23 protein-coding genes and 1 tRNA gene are annotated in these 26,060 nt (G+C 70.2%); 16 read left to right on the forward strand and 8 right to left on the reverse strand.

Annotated features, from left to right (window positions below; genetic code table 11):
* Positions 1 to 66 precede the first annotated feature (66 nt).
* Positions 67 to 1,044 carry an SEC-C domain-containing protein gene (locus tag F4558_RS04970; protein ID WP_167943321.1) on the reverse strand — a complete coding sequence of 326 codons (978 nt, stop codon included), beginning with the start codon at positions 1,042 to 1,044 and terminating at the stop codon, positions 67 to 69.
* A gap of 103 nt (positions 1,045 to 1,147) precedes the next feature.
* A complete protein-coding gene (locus tag F4558_RS04975) occupies positions 1,148 to 2,614 on the reverse strand; it encodes an MFS transporter (RefSeq protein WP_053658199.1) in 1,467 nt (488 codons plus the stop codon).
* Between the two features lie 217 nt (positions 2,615 to 2,831).
* On the opposite strand from F4558_RS04975, the gene F4558_RS04980 reads away from it, so the two are divergent.
* Positions 2,832 to 3,413: a TetR/AcrR family transcriptional regulator gene (locus F4558_RS04980; RefSeq protein WP_209273180.1), complete on the forward strand. Its 582-nt coding sequence runs from the start codon at positions 2,832 to 2,834 to the stop codon at positions 3,411 to 3,413.
* Between the two features lie 323 nt (positions 3,414 to 3,736).
* Entirely contained in the window at positions 3,737 to 4,513 is a 777-nt protein-coding gene (locus tag F4558_RS04985; RefSeq protein ID WP_167943323.1) for an esterase/lipase family protein, read from the forward strand.
* A 49-nt stretch (positions 4,514 to 4,562) separates the two neighbouring features.
* On the opposite strand, the gene F4558_RS04990 is transcribed toward F4558_RS04985, so the two are convergent.
* Positions 4,563 to 5,435: an aldo/keto reductase gene (locus F4558_RS04990; protein WP_053658204.1), complete on the reverse strand. Its 873-nt coding sequence runs from the start codon at positions 5,433 to 5,435 to the stop codon at positions 4,563 to 4,565.
* A gap of 234 nt (positions 5,436 to 5,669) precedes the next feature.
* On the opposite strand from F4558_RS04990, the gene F4558_RS04995 reads away from it, so the two are divergent.
* The 3 genes from F4558_RS04995 to F4558_RS05005 all read left to right on the forward strand — a co-directional run bounded on the left by F4558_RS04995 (position 5,670) and on the right by F4558_RS05005 (position 8,678).
* Entirely contained in the window at positions 5,670 to 6,035 is a 366-nt protein-coding gene (locus F4558_RS04995) for a YciI family protein (protein WP_053658206.1), read from the forward strand.
* A 313-nt stretch (positions 6,036 to 6,348) separates the two neighbouring features.
* Positions 6,349 to 7,797: a pyruvate kinase gene (gene pyk, locus F4558_RS05000; RefSeq protein ID WP_167943324.1), complete on the forward strand. Its 1,449-nt coding sequence runs from the start codon at positions 6,349 to 6,351 to the stop codon at positions 7,795 to 7,797.
* The gene (locus F4558_RS05005; protein WP_053658209.1) at positions 7,794 to 8,678 is read left to right on the forward strand and encodes an acyl-CoA thioesterase; all 885 of its coding nucleotides are present in this window, start codon (positions 7,794 to 7,796) and stop codon (positions 8,676 to 8,678) included. Before pyk ends, F4558_RS05005 begins: the two co-directional genes overlap by 4 nt.
* A 74-nt stretch (positions 8,679 to 8,752) precedes the next feature.
* Here F4558_RS05005 and F4558_RS05010 read toward each other — a convergent pair whose 3' ends face one another.
* Positions 8,753 to 9,415, reverse strand: coding sequence for a YceI family protein (locus tag F4558_RS05010; RefSeq protein WP_167943326.1), 663 nt, complete (start codon positions 9,413 to 9,415; stop codon positions 8,753 to 8,755).
* Between the two features lie 265 nt (positions 9,416 to 9,680).
* Between F4558_RS05010 and F4558_RS05015 the strand changes: the two genes are divergently transcribed.
* Both F4558_RS05015 and F4558_RS05020 read left to right on the forward strand, forming a co-directional pair.
* The gene (locus tag F4558_RS05015) at positions 9,681 to 10,145 is read left to right on the forward strand and encodes an RrF2 family transcriptional regulator (protein ID WP_053658213.1); all 465 of its coding nucleotides are present in this window, start codon (positions 9,681 to 9,683) and stop codon (positions 10,143 to 10,145) included.
* Positions 10,146 to 10,278: 133 nt separating this feature from the next.
* Positions 10,279 to 11,244: a sulfite exporter TauE/SafE family protein gene (locus tag F4558_RS05020; protein WP_167943327.1), complete on the forward strand. Its 966-nt coding sequence runs from the start codon at positions 10,279 to 10,281 to the stop codon at positions 11,242 to 11,244.
* 267 nt (positions 11,245 to 11,511) lie between these two features.
* Here the strand turns inward: F4558_RS05020 and F4558_RS05025 are convergent, their stop codons facing one another.
* Complete coding sequence (locus F4558_RS05025; protein ID WP_245241268.1) at positions 11,512 to 12,588, reverse strand: pyridoxal-dependent decarboxylase; 1,077 nt, start codon at positions 12,586 to 12,588, stop codon at positions 11,512 to 11,514.
* A gap of 246 nt (positions 12,589 to 12,834) precedes the next feature.
* Between F4558_RS05025 and F4558_RS05030 the strand changes: the two genes are divergently transcribed.
* Positions 12,835 to 15,111, forward strand: a complete 2,277-nt coding sequence (locus tag F4558_RS05030; RefSeq protein ID WP_167943328.1) for a rhamnogalacturonan lyase family protein — start codon at positions 12,835 to 12,837, stop codon at positions 15,109 to 15,111.
* A 193-nt stretch (positions 15,112 to 15,304) separates the two neighbouring features.
* Here the strand turns inward: F4558_RS05030 and F4558_RS05035 are convergent, their stop codons facing one another.
* Together F4558_RS05035 and F4558_RS05040 are read right to left on the reverse strand one after the other, a co-directional pair.
* Positions 15,305 to 16,300, reverse strand: coding sequence for an LLM class flavin-dependent oxidoreductase (locus F4558_RS05035; RefSeq protein WP_209273181.1), 996 nt, complete (start codon positions 16,298 to 16,300; stop codon positions 15,305 to 15,307).
* 87 nt (positions 16,301 to 16,387) lie between these two features.
* Entirely contained in the window at positions 16,388 to 16,867 is a 480-nt protein-coding gene (locus F4558_RS05040; RefSeq protein WP_167943330.1) for an Lrp/AsnC family transcriptional regulator, read from the reverse strand.
* An 83-nt stretch (positions 16,868 to 16,950) separates the two neighbouring features.
* On the opposite strand from F4558_RS05040, the gene F4558_RS05045 reads away from it, so the two are divergent.
* Positions 16,951 to 18,129: a trans-sulfuration enzyme family protein gene (locus tag F4558_RS05045; protein WP_167943331.1), complete on the forward strand. Its 1,179-nt coding sequence runs from the start codon at positions 16,951 to 16,953 to the stop codon at positions 18,127 to 18,129.
* A 372-nt stretch (positions 18,130 to 18,501) separates the two neighbouring features.
* Here the strand turns inward: F4558_RS05045 and F4558_RS05050 are convergent.
* Positions 18,502 to 18,584, reverse strand: a tRNA-Leu gene (locus F4558_RS05050).
* A gap of 82 nt (positions 18,585 to 18,666) precedes the next feature.
* Between F4558_RS05050 and F4558_RS05055 the strand changes: the two genes are divergently transcribed.
* From F4558_RS05055 to F4558_RS05085, 7 genes are all read left to right on the forward strand, one after another.
* Positions 18,667 to 19,287, forward strand: a complete 621-nt coding sequence (locus F4558_RS05055) for an ANTAR domain-containing response regulator (protein WP_053658223.1) — start codon at positions 18,667 to 18,669, stop codon at positions 19,285 to 19,287.
* 56 nt (positions 19,288 to 19,343) lie between these two features.
* On the forward strand, positions 19,344 to 20,534 hold the full coding sequence (locus F4558_RS05060) for a hypothetical protein (RefSeq protein WP_053658226.1): 1,191 nt from the start codon (positions 19,344 to 19,346) through the stop codon (positions 20,532 to 20,534).
* A 367-nt stretch (positions 20,535 to 20,901) separates the two neighbouring features.
* Positions 20,902 to 22,053, forward strand: coding sequence for a branched-chain amino acid ABC transporter substrate-binding protein (locus tag F4558_RS05065; RefSeq protein WP_053658228.1), 1,152 nt, complete (start codon positions 20,902 to 20,904; stop codon positions 22,051 to 22,053).
* A 67-nt stretch (positions 22,054 to 22,120) separates the two neighbouring features.
* Positions 22,121 to 23,104, forward strand: coding sequence for a branched-chain amino acid ABC transporter permease (locus tag F4558_RS05070; protein ID WP_053658230.1), 984 nt, complete (start codon positions 22,121 to 22,123; stop codon positions 23,102 to 23,104).
* Positions 23,101 to 24,279: a branched-chain amino acid ABC transporter permease gene (locus F4558_RS05075; RefSeq protein ID WP_053658232.1), complete on the forward strand. Its 1,179-nt coding sequence runs from the start codon at positions 23,101 to 23,103 to the stop codon at positions 24,277 to 24,279. Before F4558_RS05070 ends, F4558_RS05075 begins: the two co-directional genes overlap by 4 nt.
* Positions 24,272 to 25,213 (forward strand): ABC transporter ATP-binding protein, encoded by a 942-nt coding sequence (locus tag F4558_RS05080; protein WP_053658234.1) that lies wholly within the window; start codon positions 24,272 to 24,274, stop codon positions 25,211 to 25,213. Before F4558_RS05075 ends, F4558_RS05080 begins: the two co-directional genes overlap by 8 nt.
* On the forward strand, positions 25,200 to 25,913 hold the full coding sequence (locus F4558_RS05085) for an ABC transporter ATP-binding protein (RefSeq protein WP_053658236.1): 714 nt from the start codon (positions 25,200 to 25,202) through the stop codon (positions 25,911 to 25,913). The genes F4558_RS05080 and F4558_RS05085 overlap by 14 nt, the downstream gene beginning before the upstream one ends.
* Positions 25,914 to 26,060 lie beyond the last annotated feature (147 nt).

Here is a 26,060-nt window from a genome sequence, read left to right on the forward strand (position 1 = left end):
CGCGTGGCGTGGCCGCGTCGTGCGGGGCGTGGAGAAGGGGCGCGGGCCGCTGGTGACGGAAAGAGGTCAGCCGCGCGAGCGCGGTAGGCAGCACTTCTTGTACTTCGCGCCCGAGCCGCACCAGCAGGCGTCGTTGCGGCCGGGCGGCCAGGACGTCAGGCCCACCTCGTCGAGGCTGTCGGCGTACCCGTCGAGGGTTTCCTCGTCGATGGGGTCGTCGCCGGCGAAGGCAGCCAGGCCCTCGACGGTGCCGGCGACCACGCCCAGGTCCGCGCCGGCCAACCCGGACGCCTCGGTGAGCGCGCGTTCGATCTGGGCGCGGTGCTCGTCCCGCGTCTTCGGGTAGCTGTCGACAAGCGCGGGCCAGCGCGTCAGCAACGCGGTGAACTCGGCCTCCGGCCAGAACAGCAGCGTCGCCGGGCCGTCGTCGAGCGCCTCAAGGGCGTGGCTGCTCGCGGCGCGTAGCCGGTCGGCGAGGGTGTCGTACTCGTCGTGGGGGAGACCCATCTCCTCGCGCAGGTCGTGTCGTTGCTGGGCCAGGCCGTAGATCATGGCGGCGGCCTCGTCCTGCGCGTCCTCGGAGGCGTGCTGCTGGCTCCGCGTCCGTTCCATGATCGCGTCAAGCGCGCCGGTGATCCACTCCAACGCCGTCTCGGCGTGGCCGGATTCGGACAGCTCGTCGATGAGGTACGTGGCGTCGGGGTTGGTCTCCAGCAGGGGACGCAGCTCGGTCAGCTCGGCAAGGCCCTCGTCCTCGCGGTCGAGGCGCAGCAGCAGGCCGCCGCGCACCGCGCGGGCGTACGCGTTCTCGTCGGGCTGTTCGGCGATGGCGCGGGTGGCCAGGGCGAGCGCGTCGGCCAGGTCGCCGGCCTGCTTCAGGATGTCCGCCGCGACAAGCAGCGCGTACCCGGTGTCGTCGGGGTCGGCGACCCGTCCCTCGTCGACGGCGCTTACCAGCTCGGCGGCAAGCGCGGCCGGATCGGGGCTCTCAAGGCCCAGGGCGCCGAGCTCTTCGATCCGGTCGGCGGTCAGCGGTTCGGACATGGGCGCATCCTGACGGCGGCGAACGGTGGGCGGGAAAGCGGCAAGCGTACCCCCGGGGAATGCCGGAGCCCGGGACGGCGGGCCGCCGCGGGCTCCGGTGCGCTCAGCGGGTCGCGGGCACGGGGGCCAACTCGGCGGCTAGCTCCGACTCGATGACCGTCGTGGTGGTCGGCCGGCGACCGGCCGACGCCCGCCGGGCGGACGGGACGGCGAGGGCCGCGAGCGCGGCGGCCAGGGCGATCGCCGTGAGGACGAGAAACCCGGTAGTGAAGCCGGCCTCCCGGGGAAGGCCGTTGGCCTGCGGGTTCGCGGTGATCACTCCGCTGATCACGGCGGCGCCGATCGCGCCGCCGATGGTACGGATGTTGGCGTTCATGCCGGTCGCCACGCCGGTCTGGCTGGCGGGCACGCTGGCGACGATCAGGTTGGCCATCGAGGCGAAGGCGAGGCCGATGCCGAGGCCCATGAGACCGCCGGCGATGGCGACCTGCCAGCGGGCGTCGTGCGCGAGGGTCAGCAGCGCCGCGGCGATCACGTTGAACGTGGCGCCGGTGGCGAGCTGCGCCTTGGCACTGAACACCGCCTGAAGGCGGCTGGCGACGAGCCCGGCGACGAACATCGCGACGAGCATCGGCAGCAGGAGCAGCCCTGACTGGCCGATGCTGGCGCCGAAGCCGTAGCCGGCCACTGTCGGGGTCTGCACGAACTGCGGCAGGAACGCGTACACGGAGAACATCGACGCGCCGTAGAGCAGGGCGACCAGGTTCGTGGTCCAGACGCCGGGCAGGCGCATCATCCGCATGTCGATGAGCGGGTTGGGTGAGCGGACCTCGGCGACAAGCCAGCCGACCAGCAGCACCACGGCGAGCGCCAGCAGGCCGAGCACCCAGGCGGAGGTCCAGCCCCACGCCCCGCCCTGGCTGATGGGCAGGAGCAGCGCGACAAGCCAGCCGGAGAGCAGCACGGTGGCGCGCCAGTCGATGCGGCCGGGGCTGCGCACCGGCGACGCGGGCACGAACAGGTAGGCGACCACGGCGGTCAAACCGACCACGACCATCGGGATCCAGAACAGCCAGCGGTAGCTCAGCGAGTTGACGATCGGTCCGGCGAGCACGATGCCGAGCCCACCACCGACGGCGACGATCGCCGAGATGGCGGCGACCGCGCTGGAGACCCGGGCGGCGGGGAACTCGTCGCGGATGATGCCGAACGACAGTGGGAAGACCGCGCCGCCGATGCCCTGCACGACCCGGGCGACGATCAGTACGCCGATGTTCGGCGCGACGGCGGCCACCAGACAGCCGAGGGCGAGCGCGGCGAGCGAGACGACGAGCATCCGCTCCTTGCCGACCATGTCGCCGACCCGTCCGAGGATGGGCGTGAAGATCGAGGCGGAGAGCAGATACGCGGTGAGGACCCAGGTCACTGTGTTCTGGGAGGTGTGCAGATCCTGCTGGATGGTCGGCAGCACCGGCGTGATCAGCGACTGGAGCATCGAGAAGAAACCGGCGCCAGCGGCGAGCACGGTGAAGGTGAGCCGACGCGAGCTGCGTCGGGAGGTTACTGCCACGAGAAGGGAGCTCCCCTGGTTGCATACGGAAGGAGGTTCTGGGCCTGCGGTCTGGTCGCGGGGCGGAGGTCGCGGGCCCGGGCGTTCGGGTGGCCAGACGGATCGGGCGGGCCCGGGGTAAGCTAAGCGGAGGCAAGCCTCCGGGATTACGGAGGGGTGCCTCCGATAAACTTAGTGGAGGGCTGCCTCCGGTTGCAATAGTGAGGTGACCCGCGTCATGTCCAGCGGCGGACCCATGCCCGAGGTCTTCGCACGGCGACCCAAACGGGCCGACGCGCGGCGGAACTACGACGCCCTGATCGCCGCCGCACGCGACGCGTTCGCCGAGAACGGCGCGACCGCCTCCCTGGAGGACGTGGCGCGGCGTGCCGGGGTGGGCATCGGCACGCTCTACCGCAACTTCCCGACCCGACAGCACCTCTTCGAGGCCGTCTACGTCGAGGAGGTCCGGGCGCTCAGCCGCTCCGCCGAGGACTTCGCCGAACTGCCCCCGTGGGACGCTTTCGTCGCGTGGCTGCACCGCTTCGTCGCGTACGCCGCCACCAAGCGGGCGCTCGCCGAGCAGTTGCTGCACGACTCGGAGATCTTCCGGACCTGCCGTACGGAGATCTACGCGGCCGGCGAGCCGTTGATGTGCCGCGCGCAGGCCGCCGGCGTGGTGCGCGACGACATCGGATTCGACGACGTGTTGCGGCTGATCAGCGGCCTCACCATGGCCCAGTTCCCCTCACCCGGGCAGCGAGACAGGGTGCTCGGCGTGGCTCTCGACGGGCTGCGTCCCCCGGCCCTGACCCGCTGACCGCTCAACGGTCGACGAGCAACAGCCATTCGTCGTCGAGCTCGTCGACGACAGTTCCCTCCGGCCAGCGGTGACCGCTGTCGACCACCGCTCGAGCCTGAGGTTCGTCCGCGGCTACGGCCACGGCATGCCAGCCACCAGCTGCGTCCGATATGGAGCGTGGTGGTTATGCCCGTTTGCGCCTCCGGCGGAACAACGGGTTACCCGCGCGTAACAAGCCATTGACGTTTCCGAATTGTTGCGGGCATCATCGTCGCACGGTCGACCGGACACCCCCACCCACCTGCCCGGTTCGCCGGGTGCCTCCACCCAGAGGTGCCACCATGCTGCTCCGAAAGACCGCCCTCGCCCTGACCCTCGCCACCGCCGCAGTCCTCGCCACCACCGCGCCGGCGGCAGCCGCCCCCGCAGCCGCCCCCACTTCCGCGCCAGCCGTGGCGGCGGCCAGAACCGTCATCGTGGTCGGCGGGCTCAGCGGCATCGCCGTCGCGTACGAGCCGATCGCCAACCGGCTGCGCGCCGACGGCTACCGGACCTTCGTCTACCAACTGCCCGGCCTCGGCTTCGGCGACATCCCGGCCTCCGCCCGCGCGTTCGCCGGCTACGTCGAGCAGGTACGCGCCAGCACCGGCGCGTCCACTGTGGACGTCGTCGCCCACTCCGAAGGCGGCCTGGTCAGCCGCTACTACCTCAAACGGCTCGGCGGCACCGCCACGATCGGCCGGTACGTCAGCCTCGGCACACCGCACTACGGCACGTACGTGGCGAACATCGTGGCGTTCCTCGGCCTCGGCAGCTGCGCCGGCGTCGTGGCCTGCCAGCAGATGAGCATCGGTTCGGCGTTCCTCGCCGACCTCAACGCCGGCGACGACACACCGGGCGCGGTGCGCTACACGACAATCCGCACCCTCCAGGACGAGCTGGTCCGTCCCACCGGCAACGCCGCCGTCAACGACGGGGCGACGAACGTGCTGATCCAGACGTACTGTCCGCTGCGGGTCGTGGGGCACCTCGGCCTGGTGCTCGACGGCACCGCGTACACAATCGTGCGTGGCGCCCTGGCCGACGGCCCGGTGCGACCCAACTGCCTTGCGGTCTGACCGGCGTGGGGTGGTCCCGCTCGGGACCACCCCACGCCGGTGACTGTGCTCAGCTCGCCTTGCTCAGCGCCTCGAACTCGTCGTCGGTGAGTTGCACCTCGGCCGCAGCCACGTTCTCCTCCAGGTGCGCCACCGAGGACGTACCGGGGATCGGCAGCATCACCGGCGAGCGGCGCAGCAGCCAGGCCAGCGCGAGCTGCGCGGGCGTCGCGCCGTGCTCGGTGGAGATGGCGTCCAGCGGGCCGCCCGGCCGGGCCAGCTCACCGGTGGCGATCGGGAACCACGGGATGAACGCGAGGTCGTTGCGCTCGCAGTGGTCCAGCACGTCCTCGGCGCTGCGGTTGACGAGGTTGTAGAGGTTCTGCACCGACACGATCTCAGTGATCGCGCGTGCCTGCTCGATCTGCTCCACGCTCACCTCGGACAGCCCGATGTGGCGGATCTTGCCCTCCTCGCGCAGCAACGCCAGCTCGCCCAACTGGTCGGCGAGCGGCACCTTCGCGTCGATCCGGTGCAGCTGATAGAGCGGGATGCTGTCCAGGCCGAGGTGGCGCAGGCTCAGCTCACACTGTTGGCGCAGGTACTCCGGGCGGCCCAGCGGGCGCCAGTCGCCGGGGCCGGAACGGCTCAGCCCGGCCTTCGTCGCAATGACAAGATCATCGGTGTACGGGTGCAGGGCCTCACGGATCAGCAACTCGGACACGAACGGCCCGTACGAGTCGGCGGTGTCGATGAACGTCACGCCCATCTCGACGGCCCGGCGCAGCACCCGTACCGCCTCGGCCGGGTCCTTCGGGTCGCCCCAGACACCCGGCCCGGTGAGCTGCATCGCCCCGTAGCCGAGCCGGTTGACAGTGACGTCGCCCCCGATCCGGTACGTGCCGGACGCCTTCGCCGGCTGCTTGCTCAGGTCGGTCGCCATACGCGGATCCCCAATCGTCTTGGTCGTGACCGGGACGAAACACCCGATCACCTACTGATCGTGCCCTGGGACCGGCTCGCCATGCGTCCGGCGCGTCGATTGTGCGCCGCGACACGGCAGTTGCGCCGAGCGGCCGGTACCGCCGTCGGTGACGTGCGACGCTGAGCGCGTGCCGGTACGGAGGGCTCGGGCAGCCCGACCGATGCGGGCCGGCGCGACGGCGGAGGGAGCACCATGGCGGGGGAGCCGCAGGTCGACTTCGCGCTCGACACGTACGAGTGCATCGTGATCTATCCCGGCGCGGCCGGCCGTGCCCTGCCCGCCGAGACGGTGCAGCGGTTGCAGGCCGAGCACGCCGAGCACATGCAGGCGTTGCAGCGGCGCGGCATCGTGCTGGTTGCCGGCTCGATCGACGGCACCACGAGCAATCCGGAACCCCCGATCGGATTCGGGCTGGCCCGCACCGGAAGCGTCGACGACGTACGCAGCGTGCTGGAGGCCGACCCGGCCGTGCAGGCCGGCCTCTACCGGATCGACGTGCTGACCTTCCTGTGCCCGGCCGGCTCGCTTGAGTTTCCGCTGGTCAAGACCGAGAGCTGACCGGCCGGTCCGGCGGCGGGTGTCGGGCGGACGACCGCGGGTGTGGTCCACCGGTGCTACGGTCGCGCCCACGGGGGGTCTGGTCCGGGCGTGCACTGGAGCCGTGGTCCGGGCGCTGGCGCGGGAGCACCCCCGAGTGGACACGCCGATGGAGGCGTACCATTCCGGGCGCGCGGTCGCCGATGCCCGTCGCCACAACGTTCCCGGTGCGGTTCCGCCCGCCGGCCCGACGCGCACCGCGCGTCGTTGGACAAAAGTTCCGCTGCCTGCAAGGGGTCGGCCCCGAGTCCGACCCGAAGGAGAGACTAGCCTGATGGGCGTGACACGCCGCGCGAAGATCGTCTGCACTCTTGGTCCCGCCACCTCGTCCCCGGAGCGCATCCGGGGTCTCGTCGAGGCCGGCATGAACGTGGCGAGGCTCAACTTCAGCCACGGCAGCCACGCCGACCACGAGGCGGTCTATCGACTGGTCCGGGAGGCGTCCGAGGCGGCCGGCAAGCCGGTGGCCGTCCTCGCCGACCTGCAAGGCCCCAAGATCCGCCTCGGCCGGTTCGCCGACGGCCCGCACGAGTGGCGCACCGGCGACTCCGTCGTGATCACCGGCGACGACATCGTCGGCAGCAAGGAGCGGGTTTCCTGCACGTACCGGAAGCTGCCGCAGGAGGTGCGTGCCGGCGACCGCCTGCTGATCGACGACGGCCGTGTGGCTGTCGAGGTCACCGACGTCACCGGCAACGACATCCGCTGCCTCGTCACCGAGGGTGGCCCGGTCTCCAACAACAAGGGCGTCTCGCTGCCCAACGTGGCGGTCAGCGTGCCAGCCATGTCGGACAAGGACGCCGAGGACCTGCGCTTCTCCCTGGGGCTCGGCGTCGACCTGGTGGCGCTCTCCTTCGTCCGCTCGGCCGAGGACATCAAGCTCGTACACGGCATCATGGCCGAGGAGGGCGTGTTCCGGCCCGTGCTGGCCAAGGTCGAGAAGCCGGAGGCCGTGGACAATCTCGAAGCCATCGTGCTGGCCTTCGACGGCGTCATGGTCGCCCGCGGTGACCTCGGCGTCGAGATGCCGCTGGACGAGGTGCCGCTGGTGCAGAAGCGCGCCGTGCAGCTGTGCCGGGAGAACGCCAAGCCGGTCATCGTGGCCACCCAGATGCTCGACTCCATGATCGAGAATTCCCGGCCCACCCGGGCGGAGGCCTCCGACGTGGCCAACGCCGTGCTCGACGGCGCGGACGCGGTGATGCTCTCCGGCGAGACGAGCGTCGGCAAATATCCGGTGCTGACCGTCAGCACAATGGCCAAGATCGTGACGACCACCGAGTCCGGCTCGATCGGGGTGCCCCGGTTGCAGCACGACCCGCGTACCCACGGCGGCGCGCTCACAGTGGCCGCCTCGTCGATCGCCCGGGCCATCAACGCCAAGGCGCTCGTCGCCTTCTCGCAGACTGGCGACACCGTCCGTCGGCTCTCCCGGCTGCACTGCGACCTGCCGCTGCTTGCCTTCACCCCGGTCCCCGAGGTGCGCGACCAGCTCGCATTGAGCTGGGGCGTCGAGACCTTCCTGATGCCGTTCGTGCAGCACACCGACGACATGTTCCGTCAGGTCGACCAGGCGCTGCTCGGCCTCAACCGGGCCAACCCCGGCGACTACGTGGTGATCGTCGCGGGCAGCCCGCCCGGCACCCCCGGCTCGACAAACACGCTGCGCGTCCACCAGCTCGGCTCGCTTGTCGACGCCGCGTCGGCGCGGGCTTTGCAGTGAGCGACGGCCGCGCCGCGGTCGGCCAGGCCGCCGTGGACCAGCTGCTGGAGGTGCTGGACCTCGACCCGACCGGGGAGATGACCTTCCGGGGGATGAGCCCTCCGGTCGGCCCCCAACGGGTGTACGGCGGCCAGGTGGCCGGTCAGGCGCTTGTCGCCGCCGGCCGCACTGTCGACCCGGAGCGGTTCGTGCACTCGCTGCACGGCTACTTCGTCCGCCCCGGCGACCCCGCCGAGCCGATCGAATACCAGGTGGAGAACATCCGCGACGGCCGGTCCTTCTCGGTCCGCCGCGCGGTAGCTCTCCAGCACGACAAGCCGATCTTCTTCATGTCGGCGTCCTTCCAGCGGGCCGAGGAAGGGCTGGACCACCAGGCCACCTCCCCGCTGGACGTGCCGGAGCCGCAGGACGTGCCGACGATGTCCGACCGGCTCGCCCGCTACCCGGAGCGTCTGGGCATCTGGGGTCAGATCCCGCGCCCGATCGATGTGCGGTACGTCGGCGAGCCCGGTTGGGTCCGTCCCGGCGACCGCCCGGCTGACCCGCACCAGCGGGTCTGGATGCGCGTCGACGGCAAACTGCCGGACGACCCGCTGCTGCACGCCTGCCTGCTCACCTACGCCTCGGACCTCACCCTGCTGGACTCGGTGCTGTCCATGCACGGCGAGGTGTGGGGGCCCGGCGGTGTGGTCGGCGCGAGCCTCGACCACGCGCTCTGGTTCCACAGGCCGTTCCGCGCCGACGAGTGGTTCCTCTACGACTGCTGGAGCCCGTCGGCGTCCGGCGCCCGCGGTCTGGCCACCGGCCGGATGTTCACCACCGACGGCAGGCAGATCGCCAGCGCCGTGCAGGAGGGTCTGCTGCGCCGCGTCGGCGCCTGACGTTCGCGGTCATCCCCGCCAGGTACGCCCCTGCACGCAGGCGGCGTCATGGCGGGGACGACCGCCGGGCGGAGTCACGTCTGGTGGATGGCCTCGCCGGCGATCTCGATCTGGACGGTCCGGCCGACCAGAACGCCGCCACTTTCCAGCGCGACATTCCAGAGCAGACCGTAGTCTTCCCTGTTGATTTCGGCGCTCGCGCTGAAGCCGAAGATGCTCTGCCCGTACGGGTCGCGGCGGGCGCCACCGAAATTCACCTGTAGGTCGACGGCTCGCGTGATTCCCTTCACCGTCAATTCGCCGCTGAGCACGAATCGACCGGGGTCCGTCTGCGGTGGCGGATTGTGACCTCGTCCTCGCCCACCGAAACGGTGGTTTCGCAGACGCGCCCAGTAGAAAATGGGGTCCTCAGTGGACTTCCACTGGATACCCGTGCTTCGATATTCGAGCGTCGGATAGTGCTCGACGTCGAGAAAGTCGGCACTCTTGAGGTGGGTGTCCCGGTCCTCGCTGCCGGTGGTGATGCTCGCCGTCTGGATGGTGGCGGTCACGCCCGACAGCAGCGGATCCTCGGCCACGGAGATCTCGGCGGTCGCCTCGGAGAACTCGCCGCGCACGGGGCTGACCATCATGTGGCGGGCCAGAAAACCGATCCTTTTGTGCGCCTGATCGAGGCGATAGGTGCCGGCGACCGGGATGGTCATGCCATCCCAGGTGCGTGTGGCGACATCGGTCATTGGTGGTGCCTTCCCCCCGAGGCTGAAAGAACCCGGGTGTTTATCAATGTGCTGCCCGAGCCCCCGTAAACGGTCAGACAGTCGTACCTCCACCCAGCATAGGGACGCGCCGAATCAGCTCCCCAGGCCCCCGAAGGCCGTCGATCATGACGTATCTCACGAATTTGTCGCGGAATCCGGCGCGGCCCCGATATATGTCGATGCCTGACCGATCGGCCGAGGGTCGCCCGGCCGGGCGGACGACCAGCGGGCTAACCTTGCCGGCATGCGTCTCTCCGCCCGGGTCGACTATGCCCTCCGCGCGGCCGCCGAGCTCGCCGCGACGGCCAGTGGCCCCGGGCGTGGCCGGCCGGTCACCGCCGACCAGATCGCCCGCGCCCAGGAGATTCCGCCGAAGTTCCTGGAGAGCATCCTGCTGCAGCTGCGCCGGGGCGGCATCGTGCACGCCCAGCGTGGCCCCGAGGGCGGCTACTGGCTGGCCCGCCCCGCCGAGGAGATCTCCCTCGCAGAGGTGATCCGGGTGATCGACGGGCCGCTCGCGCACGTCCGCGGGCAGCGCCCGGAACAACTCGGCTACCACGGTCCGGCCCGCGCCCTCCAGGAGGTCTGGATCGCGTTGCGGGCAAGCGAGCGGGAGATCCTGGAACTGGTGAGCGTCGCCGACGTGGCTGCCGGCACCCTGCCTCCCCGGGTCACCGAACTGGTTGCCGACCCCCGCGCCTGGATCTGACCCCGCTCCGCCGGTCCGGCCCGCCGTGCCGCTCGGCGGCGTCCCATCCACCGATCAGGCACTTGACCCAGGCTTCCCCGTGCCGCATTGTCGACCAAGTTGATAGGAGATACCGAAAAGCTAGGGGGCGCTCGTGCGCAAGCTGCTGGTCCTCGCTCTGGTCGGACTTGCCGCGCAGCTCGTCGATGGTTCGCTCGGCATGGCGTACGGGCTGACCTCGTCCACCCTGCTGCTGCTCGTCGGGGTTGCCCCCGCCGCCGCGTCCGCCTCGGTGCACCTGGCCGAGATCGGCACCACACTGGCCGCGGGCGTGGCGCACTGGCGGTTCGGCAACGTCGACTGGCGGGTGGTGACCCGCATCGCGCTTCCCGGCGCGATCGGCGCGTTCGCCGGTGCCACACTGCTCAGCTCGATCTCGACCGAGTCGGCCGCGCCGTGGATGGCCGGCATCCTCTTCACGCTCGGCGCGTTCCTCCTGGTCCGCTTCGCCAGGCCCCTGCGTACCGACCGGGTCGGTGGGCGACTGCGCGGGCGCTTCCTCGGCCCCCTCGGCCTGGTCGCCGGCTTCGTCGACGCCACCGGCGGCGGAGGCTGGGGTCCGGTGGCCACCCCGGCGCTGCTGGTCTCCGGCCGCATGGAGCCGCGCAAGGTCATCGGCTCGGTGGACACCGCCGAGTTCGTGGTGGCGGGCGCGGCGAGCGTCGGCTTCCTGATCGGGTTGGGCACCGAGGGGTTCCTGCTCCCCATCGTCGGCGCGTTGCTTGTCGGCGGCCTCATCGCCGCCCCGCTGGCTGCCTGGCTGGTGCGCATCGTCCCGGCGCAACTGCTCGGCGCGGCGGTCGGCGGCGTGATCGTCCTGACCAACGCCCGGACCCTGATCCGGGCCGCTGAGCTGGACGGCCCGGTCCCTCCCGTTCTCTACGTCCTCCTGGCGGCCGGCTGGGTGGCAGCGCTGGTCCTGGCCGTGCGGGCCCTGCGCCGCACCCGCCGAGACCAGGCCGCAGCCGCAGCCGCAGCCGCAGCCACTGTCGGGGTCTCCCCGGCCCCCGAGGTCGTTTCGGCCGGTCTCAGCAGCGCCGACACGCCAGCCGCCCACTGACCTCCAGCGGGGCCGGCAGTCTGCGGACCCCGGTGGTGGGCCGCCCGTCCGCTGAGCGGCGGTAGGCGCGGTCCTACGGCACGCCACCGCGGCTCCGGCTGAGCCGGGCGCATGTCAGTCGGAATTGCCGCGCGAGCGCGATACCTGAGGGCGCCTCGGCTCCGGCTGAGCCCGGCGCATGTCAGTCGGGGATTGCCGCACGATCGGTGATACCTGTGAGTCATCTTGATGACTCACAGGTATCACCTACCTGACGGGCTCGGCCGGTCAGGTGAGCAGGTCGTCGGCCGTCCCGGCCAGCAGCGCCCACGTCTCGTCGACGTGTCGTTCGACGGTCTGCGGCGAGCCGACCGCGAGCCGCAGGGTGTACCGGCCGTCCACCCGCGTGTGGGTCAGGTGCGCCCGTCCGGTGCCGTTCACCCGTGCCAGCAGGTCGGCGTTTGCGTCGTCGTCGGCGCGCAGCCGGAAGCAGACGAGCGAGAACGGGTGCGCCGCTGCCAACTCGAACCTGTCGTCGGAGCGGACCCGGTCGGCGAACCGGGCGGCCAGCGCCACCCCGGACCGGATGTGCGCGCGCAGCCCTTCGACGCCGTACCAGCGCAGCACGAACCACAGCTTCAACGCCCGGAAACGGCGGCCCAGCGGGACCTGCCAGTCCCGGTAGTCGATCACCGCACCGGAATCGGAGGCCGCGTTGCGCAGGAACTCCGGCAGTACGGTCAGCGCCTCGATCAACTCAACCCGGTCGGCCACCCAGAACGCGTCGCAGTCGAAGCCGGTGAGCAGCCATTTGTGCGGGTCGAAGCAGTACGAGTCGGCGTACTCCAGTCCGGCGTGCGACAAGCGCAGCTCGGGGCAGACGGCGGCGGCCCCCGCGTAGGCGGCGTCCACGTGCAGCCAGATCCCGTACTCGGCGCAGATCGCCCCGATCTCGGGCAGCGGGTCGACGGCGGTGGTGGAGGTGGTGCCGATGGTGGCGACCACGATGGTGGGTACGTCCCCGGCGGCCAGGTCGGCCTGGATCGCGGCCCGCAGCGCGTCCGGTAGCAGTGCCTGCGTTGCCGGGTCCACAGCGATCGACCGGATCCCGTCGGTGCCCAGACCGGCGATGCGTGCGGCTTTCTCGATCGAGGAGTGCCCGTGCACTGACGTGTACGCGCGGTAGCGCCGGTCGACGCCGACGTCGCGCCACCGACCTCCGCTGGCCCGGTGCAGCGCTGCGAGGGTGGCGACAAGGGTCGCCGAGGAGGCCGAGTCCTGTATGACGCCGCCGCCGGTGCCGGTGCCGGTGCCGGTCGAGCGGAACCGCTGGGGGAGATCCAGCAGTTGGGCCAGCCAGTCCATCAGGCATCGGTTGCCGAGGGCAAGACCGTAGGTCGGAGCGGCCGGCACAGGTCGTGATGGCCATCGATATTGCGGACCGGAAAGCGCTTGCCCTACGATGCGCCTTGAGCCGGATCCGCGCATTCCCCAGGGCGTCCCACCCGATCAGATCGCCGTCCGTCGCCGTCGTGACGGGTCGTCCACCGTGCTTCCCGGGCAGGGCCGGTGGACCTACAGCGGTCATCACCGGATCTCCGGAGGCAGTTCATGCACCCGTCCAAACAACGGCTGATCCTGCTGGCCGCCACAACGGCGACAGCGGTCGTGGCCGGCAGTGTCGGGGCGGTCGTCGCCTCGGCCGCCGCCGCCGGCTGCCGGGTCGACTACCAGGTCACCAACCAGTGGCAGGGCGGCTTCGGCGCCAACGTCACCGTCACCAATCTCGGCGACCCGGTCAACGGCTGGGCTCTGACCTGGTCGTACGCCGCCGGGCAGCAGGTCACGCAGGCGTGGAGCGCCGCTGTCACCCAGTCGGGCGCGCAGGTCACCGCGCGCAACGTCGACTACAACGGCGCGATCGCCACCAACGGCACCGCCTCGTTCGGCTTCAACGGCTCGTGGACCAGCAGCAATCCGGTGCCGACCAGCTTCGCGCTCAACGGTGTCACCTGCACCGGCGCGCCGGCCACCGATGGCCCGACGACGCCGCCACCCACCACTCCGCCACCGACGACCCCACCGCCGACCACTCCGCCACCGACGACGCCGCCACCGACGACCCCGCCGCCGACCTCAGGCGTACTTCAGATGGAGAACCTGGACCGAGGGCTCGTCAGCGTCCGATCCGGCAGCGGCAACCTGGTCTCCTGGCGGCTGCTCGGCACCGAGACCTCGGGCGTGGCGTTCAACCTCTACCGGGGCTCGACCCGGGTCAACTCCAGCCCGATCACCGGCGCCACCAACTACCTCGACAACGGCGCGGCGGCCGGCTCGACGTACACGGTGCGGGCCGTGGTGGGCGGCGCCGAGCAGGCGGCGTCGGCACCCGCGCTCCAGTACGGCGACGGTTACCTGGACGTGCCGTTGCAGGTCCCCGCCGGGGGCACCACCCCCAGTGGGGAGAGCTACACCTACAGCGCCAACGACGCCTCCGTCGGCGACCTCAACGGTGACGGCAGCTACGAGATCGTGCTGAAGTGGGATCCGTCCAACGCCAAGGACAACTCCCAGTCTGGCTACACCGGCAACGTCTACGTCGACGCGTACACCCTCACCGGCACCCGGTTGTGGCGCATCGACCTGGGCCGCAACATCCGGGCCGGCGCGCACTACACCCAGTTCCAGGTGTACGACTACGACGGTGACGGCCGCGCAGAGGTGGCAATGAAGACCGCCGACGGCACCCGGTCCGGCACCGGTCAGCTCATCGGTTCGTCGTCTGCGGACTACCGCAACTCCAGCGGCTACGTGCTCTCCGGCCCGGAGTACCTGACCATGTTCAACGGCCAGACCGGCGCGATCCTGTCCACCGTCAACTACGACCCGCCGCGCGGCACCGTGTCGTCCTGGGGCGACTCGTACGGCAACCGCGTCGACCGGTTCCTCGCCGGCACCGCCTATCTGGACGGGCAGCGCCCCTCGCTGATCATGGCGCGGGGCTACTACACCCGTGCGGTCATCGCGGCCTGGGACTTCCGCAACGGCACGCTGACCAAGCGCTGGACGTTCGACTCGAACTCCTCGGGCAACGGCGCCGCCGCCGGTCAGGGCAACCACCAGCTCTCGGTCGCCGATGTCGACGGGGACGGCCGCCAGGAGATCGTGTACGGCGCCGCCACCATCGACGACAACGGCCGGCTGCTCTACTCCACAGGCAATGGGCACGGTGACGCCCTGCACGTCGGCGACCTCGACCCGGGCCGCGCCGGCCTGGAGGTGTTCAAGGTCGACGAGGACGCCAGCAAGCCCAGTTCCTGGTTCGCCGACGCGCGTACCGGTCAGATCCTGTGGTCCACGCCAGCCTCGGGCGACAACGGCCGGGGCGTCTCGGCGGACATCTGGGCGGGCAGCCCCGGTGCCGAGTCGTGGTCGTCGGCGGTTAACGGGCTGGCCAACACCAGGGGGCAGAACGTCGGCCGCAAGCCGTCGTCGGCCAACTTCCTGGCCTGGTGGGACGGCGACCCGGTGCGGGAGCTGCTCGACGCCACGAAGATCGACAAGTACGGCACGGGCGGGGAGACCCGGCTGCTCACCGGCAATGGCGTGGCGTCAAACAACGGCACCAAGTCCACGCCGGCGCTCTCCGGTGACATCCTTGGCGACTGGCGCGAAGAGGTGATCTGGCGGACCAGCGACAGCCGGGCGCTGCGCATCTACAGCACGCCCACGCCGACCAGCACCCGGATCTACACGCTGATGCACGACCCGCAGTATCGCGTGGCTGTCGCCTGGCAGAACACCGCCTACAACCAGCCGCCGCACCCGGGGTTCTTCATCGGCGACCAGATGGGCACCCCGCCGACCCCGAACATCTACCTACGTTGATCTGGCGGTCCTGATCGGGTTCGCCTAAGGTGGCAGGCACCGGGCCGCAGCCGCGGAATCCGCACAGCTGCAGCCCGGTGCTCCACACCGCGGCACCTCCGACCCGTCCCGACCGGGGATGCCGTACCACCACCGGAACCAACATTAGGCACCGTCCGGGTCGCGGCGGTGACGCTGACGTGAAGATCGTGTTTCACGCGTCCCGGCGCAAACCGCCCGCCACCTGCTCGGCGATCAACTCGTACGAGCGCACCCGGTCCTGCACGTCGTAGACGAGCGTGGTCAACATCAGCTCGTCGGCGCCCGTACGCTCCAGCAGGTCTGTCAACTGCCGACGCACCGTCTCCGGCGAGCCCATGGCCTGACCGTCGCGCCGTTGCAGGACGAACTCCCGCTCGATCTCGGTGTACGGGTACGCCGCCGCCTCGTCGGGGGTGGACAGCGGCTCCGGCCGCCCGGACCGCAGCTTCAAGAACGACAGGGCGCTCGGCCCGGTCAGCCACTCGGCCCGTTCGTCGGTCTCGGCGCACACCGCGTTGACGGCCACCATCGCGTACGGCTTGTCCAGCCACTGCGACGGCCTGAAGTTCTGCCGGTAAAGCGTCAGCGCCGGAAGCGTGTTCGCCGAGCTGAAGTGGTGCGCGAAGGAGAACGGCAGGCCGAGCAGGCCAGCGAGCTGGGCGCTGAACCCGCTGGACCCGAGAAGCCACACCGCCGGCTGCTCACCCTGACCGGGGGTGGCGATGATCTGCCCGGGACGCTCCCCGCTGAAGTAGTCCATCAGGTCGGCCAGCTCCCGCGGGAAGCCCTCCGCCGAGAGCCCCTCCATCGTGCGGCGCAACGCCAACGCGGTCACCTGGTCGGTGCCCGGCGCCCGGCCGATGCCCAGGTCGATCCGACCCGGGTGCAGCGCCTCCAGGGTGCCGAACTGCTCGGCCACCACGAGCGGCGCGTGGTTGGGCAGCATCACCCCGCCCGAGCCGAGGCGGATCGTCGAGGTGTTCGCTGCCAGGTGGGCCAGGAGCACCGCCGGAGCCGAGCTGGCGATCGCCGGCATGTTGTGGTGCTCGGCCACCCAGAACCGGCGGTAGCCCAGCTCCTCAGTGCGTCGCGCCAACTCGGTGGTGGCCTGCAACGCCGCGCCAGCGGTGGTTCCCTTGGCAACCGGGGCAAGATCAAGAACAGACATCGGTACGGTGATCACACGCGTGGCCAACCCGCCGCCGGCCGGTTTTGTTCCGGCCTCGCCGTGTTCGTCGGGCAACTCACCCGCTGCTCAGCCCAGCCCACGGACCTGTTCGAAGATCAAACTCGTCTGCGTGTGCTGCACCGCCGGGTCGACCGCCAGGTGGTCCAGCACGAAGTCCCGCAGCGCGTCACCCGAGGCCGCCCGCACGTGCAGCACGTAGTCCTCCGCGCCGGCCACGTGGAACACCGACACCACTCCGGGCAGCCGCACGGAACGGGCCCGGAACGCGTCCACCGCCGCCCGTTCGTGCGCGGTCAACCGTACCGACACCAGCGCCTGCAACGGCAGCCCCAGTGCCGCCGGGTCCACCTCGGCGTGGAACCCGCGGATCGCCCCGCGCTCGCGCAACGCCCGCGTACGCGTCAGACACGTCGACGGCGCCACCCCCACCCGCTCGGCGAGGGCGTTGTTCGGCATTCGGCCGTCCGCGGCCAACTCGGCGAGGATCGCGCGATCCACCTCGTCCAGCGGTGGATACGGCCGCACATCGTTCGGCTCAGGGGGCATCCGAGCATCCTTGCCCGAATCAGCGACCAAATCTAGAGTCATCCATAGAATCATCTGCCGATCTATTGCCGCCATGGCACCAGATGTTCGACGCTACCGCCATGATGACGGTGGACACCCAAGCCGTACACGCCGGCCGCGACGACCTGCGCGCGCTCGGCGTGCACGTACCGCCTATCGACTTCTCCACCACCAACCCACTGCCCTCGGTCGACGACGGCGGCAACGCCTACGAGCAGCTCGCCACCGGCGGCACGCTCCCCGCCGAGGGCGGCGCCGTCTACCAGCGGCTCTGGAACCCCACCGTCGCCCGCTTCGAAACCGCCCTCGCCGAACTGGAGGGCACCGCCCAGGCCGTCGCCTTCGCCAGCGGCATGGCCGCTCTCACCGCGACAATGCTCGCCGCCACCCGGGACGGCAAGCGCAACATCGTCGCCGTCCGGCCCCTCTACGGCGGCACCGACCACGTCCTGGCCACCGGCCTGCTCGGCACCACAGTCACCTGGGCCGACCCGGATCAGGTCGCCGCGGCCATCCGCCCGGACACCGCACTCGTCGTCATCGAGACACCCGCCAACCCGACCCTCGACCTGGTCGACATCGCGGCCCTCGCGGCCGCGGCCGGCGACGTGCCGCTACTCGTCGACAACACCGTCGCCACCCCCGTCCTGCAACAACCCGCCCGCCACGGCGCAGCCCTCGTCCTGCACAGCGCCACCAAGAGCATCGGCGGCCACGGCGACGTCCTGGCCGGAGTCGTGGCCTGCGACGCCGACTGGGCCACCCGACTGCGCCAGGTCCGCGCCGTCACCGGCGCGATCCTGCATCCCCTCGGCGGCTACCTCCTGCACCGCGGCCTACAGACCCTGCCGCTGCGGGTCCGCGCCCAGCAGGCCGGCGCCGAGAAGCTCGCCGGCTGGCTCGCCGACCACCCCGCCGTACACCGGGTGCACCACCCCTCGGTGTACGACCCGGCGGCGCTCGTCGGCCGGCAGATGGCCGGCCCCGGCAGCCTGCTCGCCTTCGAGGTACGCGGCGGCGCACCCGCCGCGGCCACCGTCGCCGGCGCCTGCGAGCTCATCACCCACGCGGTGTCTCTCGGTGGCGTCGACACCCTCATCCAGCACCCCGCCTCGCTGACCCACCGGCCGGTCGAAGGCGACGCGAAGCCCGCAGGCGGCCTGCTGCGCCTCTCGGTCGGTCTGGAGGACCCCGAGGACCTGCGCGCCGACCTCGCACGCGCGCTCGACACGATCGCCTGACGACCCGCAGCCCGCGCATCCGTCCCGCTGCGCGGGCTGCGCATCGCCACGTCGCCGGCGTCGCTGAGGCGCCGTCGGAGCAGCAGCCGGCGCAGCACCGGCACCGGTCGGTCGTCACGAGGCGCTGTCACCGAAATGAGGGACCAGGTAGCTGACGGGTCGGTCGGATTGTCGACATCCAGCGGGCGACGACGACACCGTGGCACCAGTGCCGGACATCGCTGGTGCGAGTCGATTGACGCGCCCTCGCCGAAGCGTGGTGTGGGCGTTCGCTGTCGAGCGGATGGTGTGCCCGCGAGCGCGGAGAATGCGGGCGCGTGCCGCATCTGCGGTGTGCGCACACCTGCCTGGTCGAACAGGTGTGCGACAAGGTGCCGGGAGCGGGATTCGAACCCGCAAGCCCTTTCGGGCAGAAGTGTTTGAGACTTCCGTGTATGCCGTTCCACCATCCCGGCGGGTGCCGCTTACTGTACCCGACTACGCTTCTGCGGGAGCATGGGTGGTAGCCGTGCAGAAGCGATGGTGGGGGTAGGGCTGGTGGCTGAGATGCCGACGGATGCCGAGCGCAGGCGCGTACTGATCGCCGAGGACGAGGCGCTGATCCGGCTGGACCTCGCCGAGATGCTTGTCGAAGAGGGCTACGAGGTGGTGGGGGAGGCCGGCGACGGCGAGACCGCCGTCCGTCTCGCCGAGGAGTTGAAGCCCGACCTCGTCATCCTCGACATCAAGATGCCGATCATGGACGGGCTGGCCGCCGCCGAGCGGATCGCCGGCGCCCGGATCGCCCCGGTGATCATCCTGACCGCGTTCAGCCAGCGTGACCTGGTGGAGCGGGCGCGGGCGGCGGGCGCGATGGCGTACCTCGTGAAGCCCTTCCAGAAGAGCGACCTGGTCCCGGCGGTGGAGATCGCGCTGTCGCGTTACTCGGAGGTCGCGGCCCTGGAGGCCGAGGTCGCGAGCCTCACCGACCGCCTGGAGATCCGCAAGACGGTGGAGCGCGCCAAGGGCGCGCTGATGACCACCTACGGGATGACCGAGCCGCAGGCGTTCAAGTGGATCCAGCGCACCGCCATGGACCACCGGATGACAATGAAAGATGTCGCCGAGCGGATCCTCACGGAGACCGCCGGCGGCGAGGCGACTCAGCCGACCGTCTGAGTGCCCGGCCCGCGTGGAGGGCACACCGCCGGGCGGTCGGTGGCTAGCATCGACAGATGTCGGTCCGACGGGTTGTCGCGGTGTTCGGCCTCTTCGCGCTGCTGCTCGCGGGTTGTGACGGGCCACCGACGGGCGACGGGTCGGCCGGGCCGACGACGGCTGCCGCGCCGGCGCTGCGGCCGGGTTGGCAGGCGCTGACGCTGCCGGCGCCGCCGGGCGCCGCCGGGCGGTTGCTGGTCCGCGACCTGGCGGCCTGTGCGGGTCGGTGGTTCCTGGCCGGTGGCGTCGCGGACGCCGCCGGCGGCACCCGTCCAGCGGCGTGGACCAGCGTGGACGGTACGACCTGGACGTCGCTGCCGGTACGCGCGGATTCCTTCTACGGCAGGCAGAACGTGCTGTCCTCAGTGGCCTGCCGCGACGGTGCGGCGGCGGTGATCGGCGCGAAGGTCGGTGGGGCACACGGTTATCCGCGGATCAGCACCTGGCGGCAGCGGGCCGACGGCGCCCTGGTCGAGGTGCAGGCGCCGTTCGAGACGTACGGCGGGCCGACGGCGGTGAACGTGTCCCGGCTGGCGGCGGGTCCGTCGGGCTGGCTGATCGTCGGCAACCGCTCGGCGGGCGCGGCCTCCTGGGTGTCGACGCCGGCCGCGGAGGAGTTCGCGCTGATCGAGGGCGCACCAGAGCTGGCGAGTGACGCCGTGGGCGTGACCTGGGCGTTCGACGCGGTGGCCGTACCGTCGGGTTGGTTGGTGGTGGGCGGTCTGCTGCCGGCTGGTCGGATCGACAGGGACCCAGCGGTGTGGTCGTCGCCGGACGGGCGGTCGTGGCGGCGCACGGTGTTGCCGGGCGGCTCGGAGTACGAGGAGTTGCAGCGGGTGGCAGTGGTCGGCGGGGTGCCGGTGGCGGTCGGGTTGCGTGGGTCGACGTTCGGCGCGTGGCGGCAGGAGCCGTCGGGCTGGGTGGCCGCGGGATCGTTCGGGCGGCGGTCGTCGACGGGCGTGCCGACGGTGGCGTCGCTGGTGACGGCGGGAGATCGCCTGGTCGCGGCGGTGACCGACGGTTCCCGTCACTCGCTGTGGATCTCGACGGACCGGGGTGGGTCGTGGCGGGAGGCCGTGCTGCCACTGGAGGTAGCGGCGGGCGCCGATCGGGACGTTGCGCTGGTGGCGGTGGGTGACCGGTGGTGGTTGGCGGCGGACGACGGTTCACGAGCCGGTCTGTGGTGGGCGAGCGGGTCGGGCACCTGACGGACGGCGAATGGGCGGCACCGCGGCGCAGTCGTGCCGACGATCGGGAATTTTCCCAGCTCAGGCAGTGTTTTCGCGGCTTCTGCCGGGTCCGACGGGGGTGGCGCGGTCCCCTCCGGACGCAGACTTAAGGACCGATCGACGGATTCGCCTGTTACGGGCATCGGCACGATGGTGCACGTCTTCGTAACGGTTTCGCAGACCCCCCGTTCAGGCCTTCCACGACGGTGCGCGATGTCGGTACGCTCCGCCATCACGAGCCGTAACGCAGGGGGAGTCCTTGCGGGGTGGGTGGAATTGCGGGTCAGCTGCTGTCGCCGTCACTAGCGGGTCAGCCGCGTCCGCATCTGGAGGAGGTCAGGAAGCCGTGAGGCGAAGCTATGTACGGGCGCTGGGAACTGTCGCGCTCGCCGCGTCCCTGGTGGTCGCGGCCGGTTGCCAGGATTCCGGTGGCAGCGAGGGTGGAACCGCGTCCGGTGACTGCGGTGGCAAGATTGCTATCTTCGGCGCGTTCACCGGTGACAACGCGGGCCTGGTGATCCCGTCGCTCAACGGCGCGAAGCTCGCCGTGAAGCAGTTCAACGAGGCGAACCCGGACTGCAAGGTCACCATGCAGGAGTTCGACACCCAGGGTGACCCGGCTGTCGCGACCCCGTTCGCGAACCAGATCGCGGGGGACAACTCGTTCCTCGGTGTCATCGGTGGTCACTTCTCCGGTGAGTCGGACGCGACGATGCCGATCTACCAGGCCGCGGGCCTGGCGATGGTCAGCCCGTCGGCGACCCGGACCGACCTGACCCAGAAGGGCAACACGTCCTTCTTCCGGGTCGTCGGCAACGACGGCACGCAGGCCGGCGCGGTGGCCAGCTACATGAAGTCGCAGAACGCGCAGAAGGTCTTCATGGTCGATGACGCCAGCGCGTACGGCGCGGGTATCACCGACGAGCTGGGCAAGCAGCTCGGCCCGCTGGTGGTCAACAAGGACAAGATCCAGGAGCGGCAGTCGCAGTTCGACGCCACCATCTCCAAGATCAAGTCGTCGCAGGCGGACTTCGTCTTCTACGGCGGTTACACCCGTGAGGCCGCTCCGCTGGTGAAGCAGATGCGTGCCGCCGGTGTCCAGGCCAAGTTCGTCGGCCCGGACGGTCTGTACGACACCGCGTTCCCGAAGGGTGCCTCCGGCGGCGCCGAGGGCGCCATCATCACCTGCCCGTGCCTCCCGGCCGACAAGGCCGGCGGCACCTTCTCCGCCGACTACCAGAAGGAGTACGGCATCCCGCCGGGCTCCTACGGCGCTGAGGGCTTCGACGGCGCGAAGGTCTACCTGGACGCCTTCAAGGACGGCAAGAAGACCCGGGCCGACATCCTGGCGTACGTGAAGTCGTACGACAAGCAGGGTGTGTCGAAGTACATCAAGTTCGACGACAAGGGTGACGTCGACCCGTCGAAGGTCGTCATCTGGGCTTACCAGATCAAGGGCGAGGCCATCGAGGCGCTGCAGGAGCTCAAGCTCAGCTGACGCCCAGGCGCTGGAGTGCGGCCGGGGTCTATCCACCCCGGCCGCACTCGATTCAAGGAGACCCCCGGTGCATTTCGATGAACTGATCGGCCATTTCGGCCAGCACACGGTCGATGGCCTGTCCAAGGGCGCCATCTATGCCCTGATCGCCCTCGGCTACACCCTCGTCTATGGCGTCCTGCGCCTTATCAACTTCGCGCACTCCGAGGTCTTCATGGTCGGCACCTTCGCGGTGCTGATCCTCTGGAACCAGCTCGGGGTGGAAAATAACCCACCTATCGGCCAGGCGATCCTGCTCCTGGTGCTCGGTTTGGTCGTCGCGGCGGCCGCCTCCGGCGGCACAGCCCTGGCGCTGGAACGGATCGCGTACCGGCCGTTGCGGCGCAAGAACGCGCCGCCGCTGATCTTCCTGATCACCGCCATCGGTCTGTCGCTGGTCTTCGTGGAGCTCTTCGGGCAGGTGCTGCCCAAACTGTTCGGCAGCATGCTGCCGGATGTGTTCGGCCGGCCCCGGCAGATCATCGGTATGCCGACGATCATTCAGCAGGAAACCCTGTTCACCATCGGCAACACGGCGATCACGAACATCCAGCTGATCGTCTTCGTGTCGGCCGTGGTGATGATGGCGCTGCTGGACTGGTTCATCAACCGCACCCGGTACGGCCGTGGTGTGCGGGCGGTGGCGCAGAACCCGGAAACCGCCGCGCTGATGGGCGTCAACCAGGAGCGCGTGATCATGCTGATCTTCGTGATCGGTGGCATCATGGCCGGCGCCGCCGCTCTGCTGTGGAGCATGCGGTTCGGCTTCACGCAGAACAGCATCGGCTTCGTGCTCGGCCTCAAGGCGTTCACCGCAGCGGTGCTCGGCGGCATCGGTAACCTGCGCGGCGCGCTGCTGGGTGGCCTCTTCCTCGGCATCGTCGAGGTCTACGGCGCCACGCTCTTCGCGTCCAACTGGGAGGACGTCATCGCCTTCGTGGTGCTGATCGTGGTGCTGATGTTCCGGCCCACCGGTCTGTTGGGCGAGTCGCTCGGGAGGGCCCGCGCATGATTGACAAGCTTCGCACCGCAGACCGCCGCCGGGTCGGTATTCTGAACTCGGTCGGCGACCGCTGGCAGGCACTGCCGAGGTGGCAGAAGGCCGTGGGCGTCGTCGCTCTGCTGGTCTTCCTCTACCACCTGCCGTACCTGGGCAAGCTGCCCGGTGGTCTCATGATCCCCGGTCTGAACAACCTGCGTACCGACTCGATCGAGGGCGGCAACAACTGGGCGGGCGTGCTCTTCGTCTGCGCCATCTACGTGCTCGTCGCGATCGGCCTGAACGTGGTGGTCGGCCTCGCCGGCCTCCTCGACCTGGGCTACATCGGCTTCTTCGCCATCGGCGCGTACAGCGTGGCGCTGTTCGGTTCGGTGAACTCGCCGGTGGTCAAGTGGATCCAGCAGGAGTTCGACCTGCCGCCGACCTGGGCGGTGACCTGGGGCATCTGTCTCCTGCTCGCGATCGTGCTGACGATGATCTCCGGGGTGATCCTGGGCTGGCCGACGCTTCGGCTGCGCGGTGACTACCTCGCCATCGTGACGCTCGGCTTCGGTGAGATCATCCGGATCGTGGCCCGCAACGCCACTGGGGTCACCAACGGCCCGGTCGGTATCTCGGCCATTCCCGGTCCGGAGGGTCCGCCCTCGGCGGACAACAAGGTCTTCGGTCTGATCGACGCGAAGCCCTGGTACTGGCTGGCGATCACGTTCGTGCTGCTTATGGTGGTCCTGGTCCGCCGGTTGGAGCACAGCCGGGTCGGCCGGGCGTGGCTGGCGGTCCGTGAGGACGAGGACGCCGCCGCGGTGATGGGCGTGTACCCGTTCAAGTTCAAGCTCTGGGCGTTCGCCATGGGTGCGGCGCTCGGTGGCCTGTCGGGCTTCCTCTTCGGCAGCCGGAACGCGTTCATCGACCCGACACAGTTCAACGCGAACCTGTCCATCCTCTTCGTCGCCATGGTCGTGGTCGGCGGTTCCGGCAACATGATCGGCGTCTCGCTCGGCGCCGTGCTGTTGGCGTACCTGCCGGAGCGGTTCCGCGACTTCGCCGACTACCGGTGGCTGGTCTTCGGCCTGGCCATGGTGCTGGTGATGATCCTGCGTCCGCAGGGTCTGATCCCCAGCCGGCGGCGAGCCCGCGAGTTGAAGGATCGCGCGGCGGAGGCAGAGGAGGCGCCCGCTCATGTCTGACCAGCCCACCAGCACTGCGACGCCGAAGATCCCGACTCAACCGGGGCCGCGGCAGGTGCTTCTCGAAGTTGACGACGTCACGCTCCGCTTCGGCGGCGTGGTCGCCCTCGACAAGATCAATTTCCAGATCTACGAGGGTGAGATCCTCGGTCTCATCGGGCCGAACGGCGCCGGCAAGACCACCAGCTTCAACGTGATGACGGGGGTCTACAAGCCGACCTCCGGTGCGGTCCGGTTCCGTGGCCAGAAGGTGACCGGCCGCAAGCCGCACCAGATCAGCCAGCTCGGCATCTCCCGGACGTTCCAGAACATCCGTCTCTTCCCGGAGATGACGGCGTTGGAGAACGTCATGGTCGGCACGGACTCCCGGCACAAGACAAGCGTGCCCGGGGCGCTCTTCCGGTTCCCCCGGAAGAAGGCTAAGCCGCACGAGTTGCCGCAGGTGACCGCCGAGTCGGGCATCCAGCGGACGTGGCAGGAGACACGCCGGACGTTCGCCAAGACGTTCGGTCTGTCCCGGCACATCCTGGAGGAGCGGGCGGCCGAGGCCAAGGCGCTGGAGCTGCTGCGCTTCGTCGGGATCGCCGACCGGGCCAACGACGAGGCACGCAACCTCCCGTACGGCTACCAGCGTCGGTTGGAGATCGCCCGTGCGATGGCCACCGAGCCGAAGCTGATCTGCCTGGACGAGCCGGCCGCCGGCTTCAACCCGGCGGAGAAGGAGGAGCTTCTCACCCTGATCCGGAAGATCCGCGACATGGGCCTGACCGTGCTGCTCATCGAGCACGACATGCGGCTGGTCATGGGGGTCACCGACCGGATCGTGGTGTTGGAGTTCGGCCGCAAGATCGCCGAGGGTGCGCCCGCGGAGGTCAGCCGCGATCCGAAGGTGATCGCCGCGTACCTGGGGGAGTCCGCCGATGACGCTGCTTGATCTCGAGAATGTCTCCGTCGCCTACGGCCGGATCGAGGCGCTGCACGGCATCAGCCTGAGCGTCAACGAGGGTGAGGTGGTGGCACTGATCGGCGCGAACGGCGCCGGTAAGACCACCACCATGCGGGCCATCTCCGGGACCCGGGCGCTGGCCGGCGGAAAGATCACCTTCAACGGCGAGGACATCAGCAAGCTCCGGGCCGACCTGCGGGTCGTCCGGGGGTTGTGCCAGTCCCCGGAGGGCCGGCAGATCTTCCCAGGTATGACGGTCATGGAGAACCTGGACATGGGGGCGTACACCCGGCGGGACTCCGCCGGCATCGCCGCCGACCTGGACCGGGTGATGACCCTCTTCCCGCGGCTGCGCGAGCGGCGCAAGCAGGCTGGCGGCACCCTGTCCGGCGGCGAGCAGCAGATGCTCGCTGTCGGTCGGGCGCTGATGAGCCGGCCGAAGCTGCTGCTGCTCGACGAGCCGTCGATGGGTCTGGCTCCGCTGGTGATCCGGCAGATCTTCGACATCATCACGGAGATCAACCAGCAGGGCACCACGATCCTGCTGGTGGAGCAGAACGCCCAGCAGGCGCTCTCCCGGGCGCACCGGGGCTACGTGTTGGAGACCGGCCGGATCGTGAAGGAGGGGTCCGGTCAGGACCTCCTGCATGACCCGTCGATCAAGGAGGCGTACCTCGGCGTGGCCTGAGCCATCCCGTCTGGCGGCCGGCTGTCCCCACACGGGGGTAGCCGGCCGCCGGCGTTGGAAGGCCGGCTGTCCTCACACGAGGTAGTCAGCCGTCGGCGTTGGCGGGCCGGCTGTCCGTTTTCGCGGCGGTCGCGCGGTGCCGCCACC

The sequence above is a fragment of the Micromonospora profundi genome, from assembly GCF_011927785.1.
Classification (GTDB): domain Bacteria; phylum Actinomycetota; class Actinomycetes; order Mycobacteriales; family Micromonosporaceae; genus Micromonospora; species Micromonospora profundi.

Excerpts from the sequence above, each read along its gene's own strand:
- F4558_RS04970 (WP_167943321.1), bottom strand. The coding sequence starts at position 1,044 with ATGTCCGAACCGCTGACCGCCGACCGGATCGAAGAGCTCGGCGCCCTG.
- F4558_RS04980 (WP_209273180.1), top strand. The coding sequence starts at position 2,832 with ATGTCCAGCGGCGGACCCATGCCCGAGGTCTTCGCACGGCGACCCAAA.
- F4558_RS04985 (WP_167943323.1), top strand. The coding sequence starts at position 3,737 with ATGCTGCTCCGAAAGACCGCCCTCGCCCTGACCCTCGCCACCGCCGCA.
- F4558_RS04990 (WP_053658204.1), bottom strand. The coding sequence starts at position 5,435 with ATGGCGACCGACCTGAGCAAGCAGCCGGCGAAGGCGTCCGGCACGTAC.
- F4558_RS04995 (WP_053658206.1), top strand. The coding sequence starts at position 5,670 with ATGGCGGGGGAGCCGCAGGTCGACTTCGCGCTCGACACGTACGAGTGC.
- pyk (WP_167943324.1), top strand. The coding sequence starts at position 6,349 with ATGGGCGTGACACGCCGCGCGAAGATCGTCTGCACTCTTGGTCCCGCC.
- F4558_RS05010 (WP_167943326.1), bottom strand. The coding sequence starts at position 9,415 with ATGACCGATGTCGCCACACGCACCTGGGATGGCATGACCATCCCGGTC.
- F4558_RS05015 (WP_053658213.1), top strand. The coding sequence starts at position 9,681 with ATGCGTCTCTCCGCCCGGGTCGACTATGCCCTCCGCGCGGCCGCCGAG.
- F4558_RS05025 (WP_245241268.1), bottom strand. The coding sequence starts at position 12,588 with ATGGACTGGCTGGCCCAACTGCTGGATCTCCCCCAGCGGTTCCGCTCG.
- F4558_RS05030 (WP_167943328.1), top strand. The coding sequence starts at position 12,835 with ATGCACCCGTCCAAACAACGGCTGATCCTGCTGGCCGCCACAACGGCG.
- F4558_RS05035 (WP_209273181.1), bottom strand. The coding sequence starts at position 16,300 with ATGTCTGTTCTTGATCTTGCCCCGGTTGCCAAGGGAACCACCGCTGGC.
- F4558_RS05040 (WP_167943330.1), bottom strand. The coding sequence starts at position 16,867 with ATGCCCCCTGAGCCGAACGATGTGCGGCCGTATCCACCGCTGGACGAG.
- F4558_RS05045 (WP_167943331.1), top strand. The coding sequence starts at position 16,951 with ATGTTCGACGCTACCGCCATGATGACGGTGGACACCCAAGCCGTACAC.
- F4558_RS05060 (WP_053658226.1), top strand. The coding sequence starts at position 19,344 with ATGTCGGTCCGACGGGTTGTCGCGGTGTTCGGCCTCTTCGCGCTGCTG.
- F4558_RS05075 (WP_053658232.1), top strand. The coding sequence starts at position 23,101 with ATGATTGACAAGCTTCGCACCGCAGACCGCCGCCGGGTCGGTATTCTG.
- F4558_RS05080 (WP_053658234.1), top strand. The coding sequence starts at position 24,272 with ATGTCTGACCAGCCCACCAGCACTGCGACGCCGAAGATCCCGACTCAA.
- F4558_RS05085 (WP_053658236.1), top strand. The coding sequence starts at position 25,200 with ATGACGCTGCTTGATCTCGAGAATGTCTCCGTCGCCTACGGCCGGATC.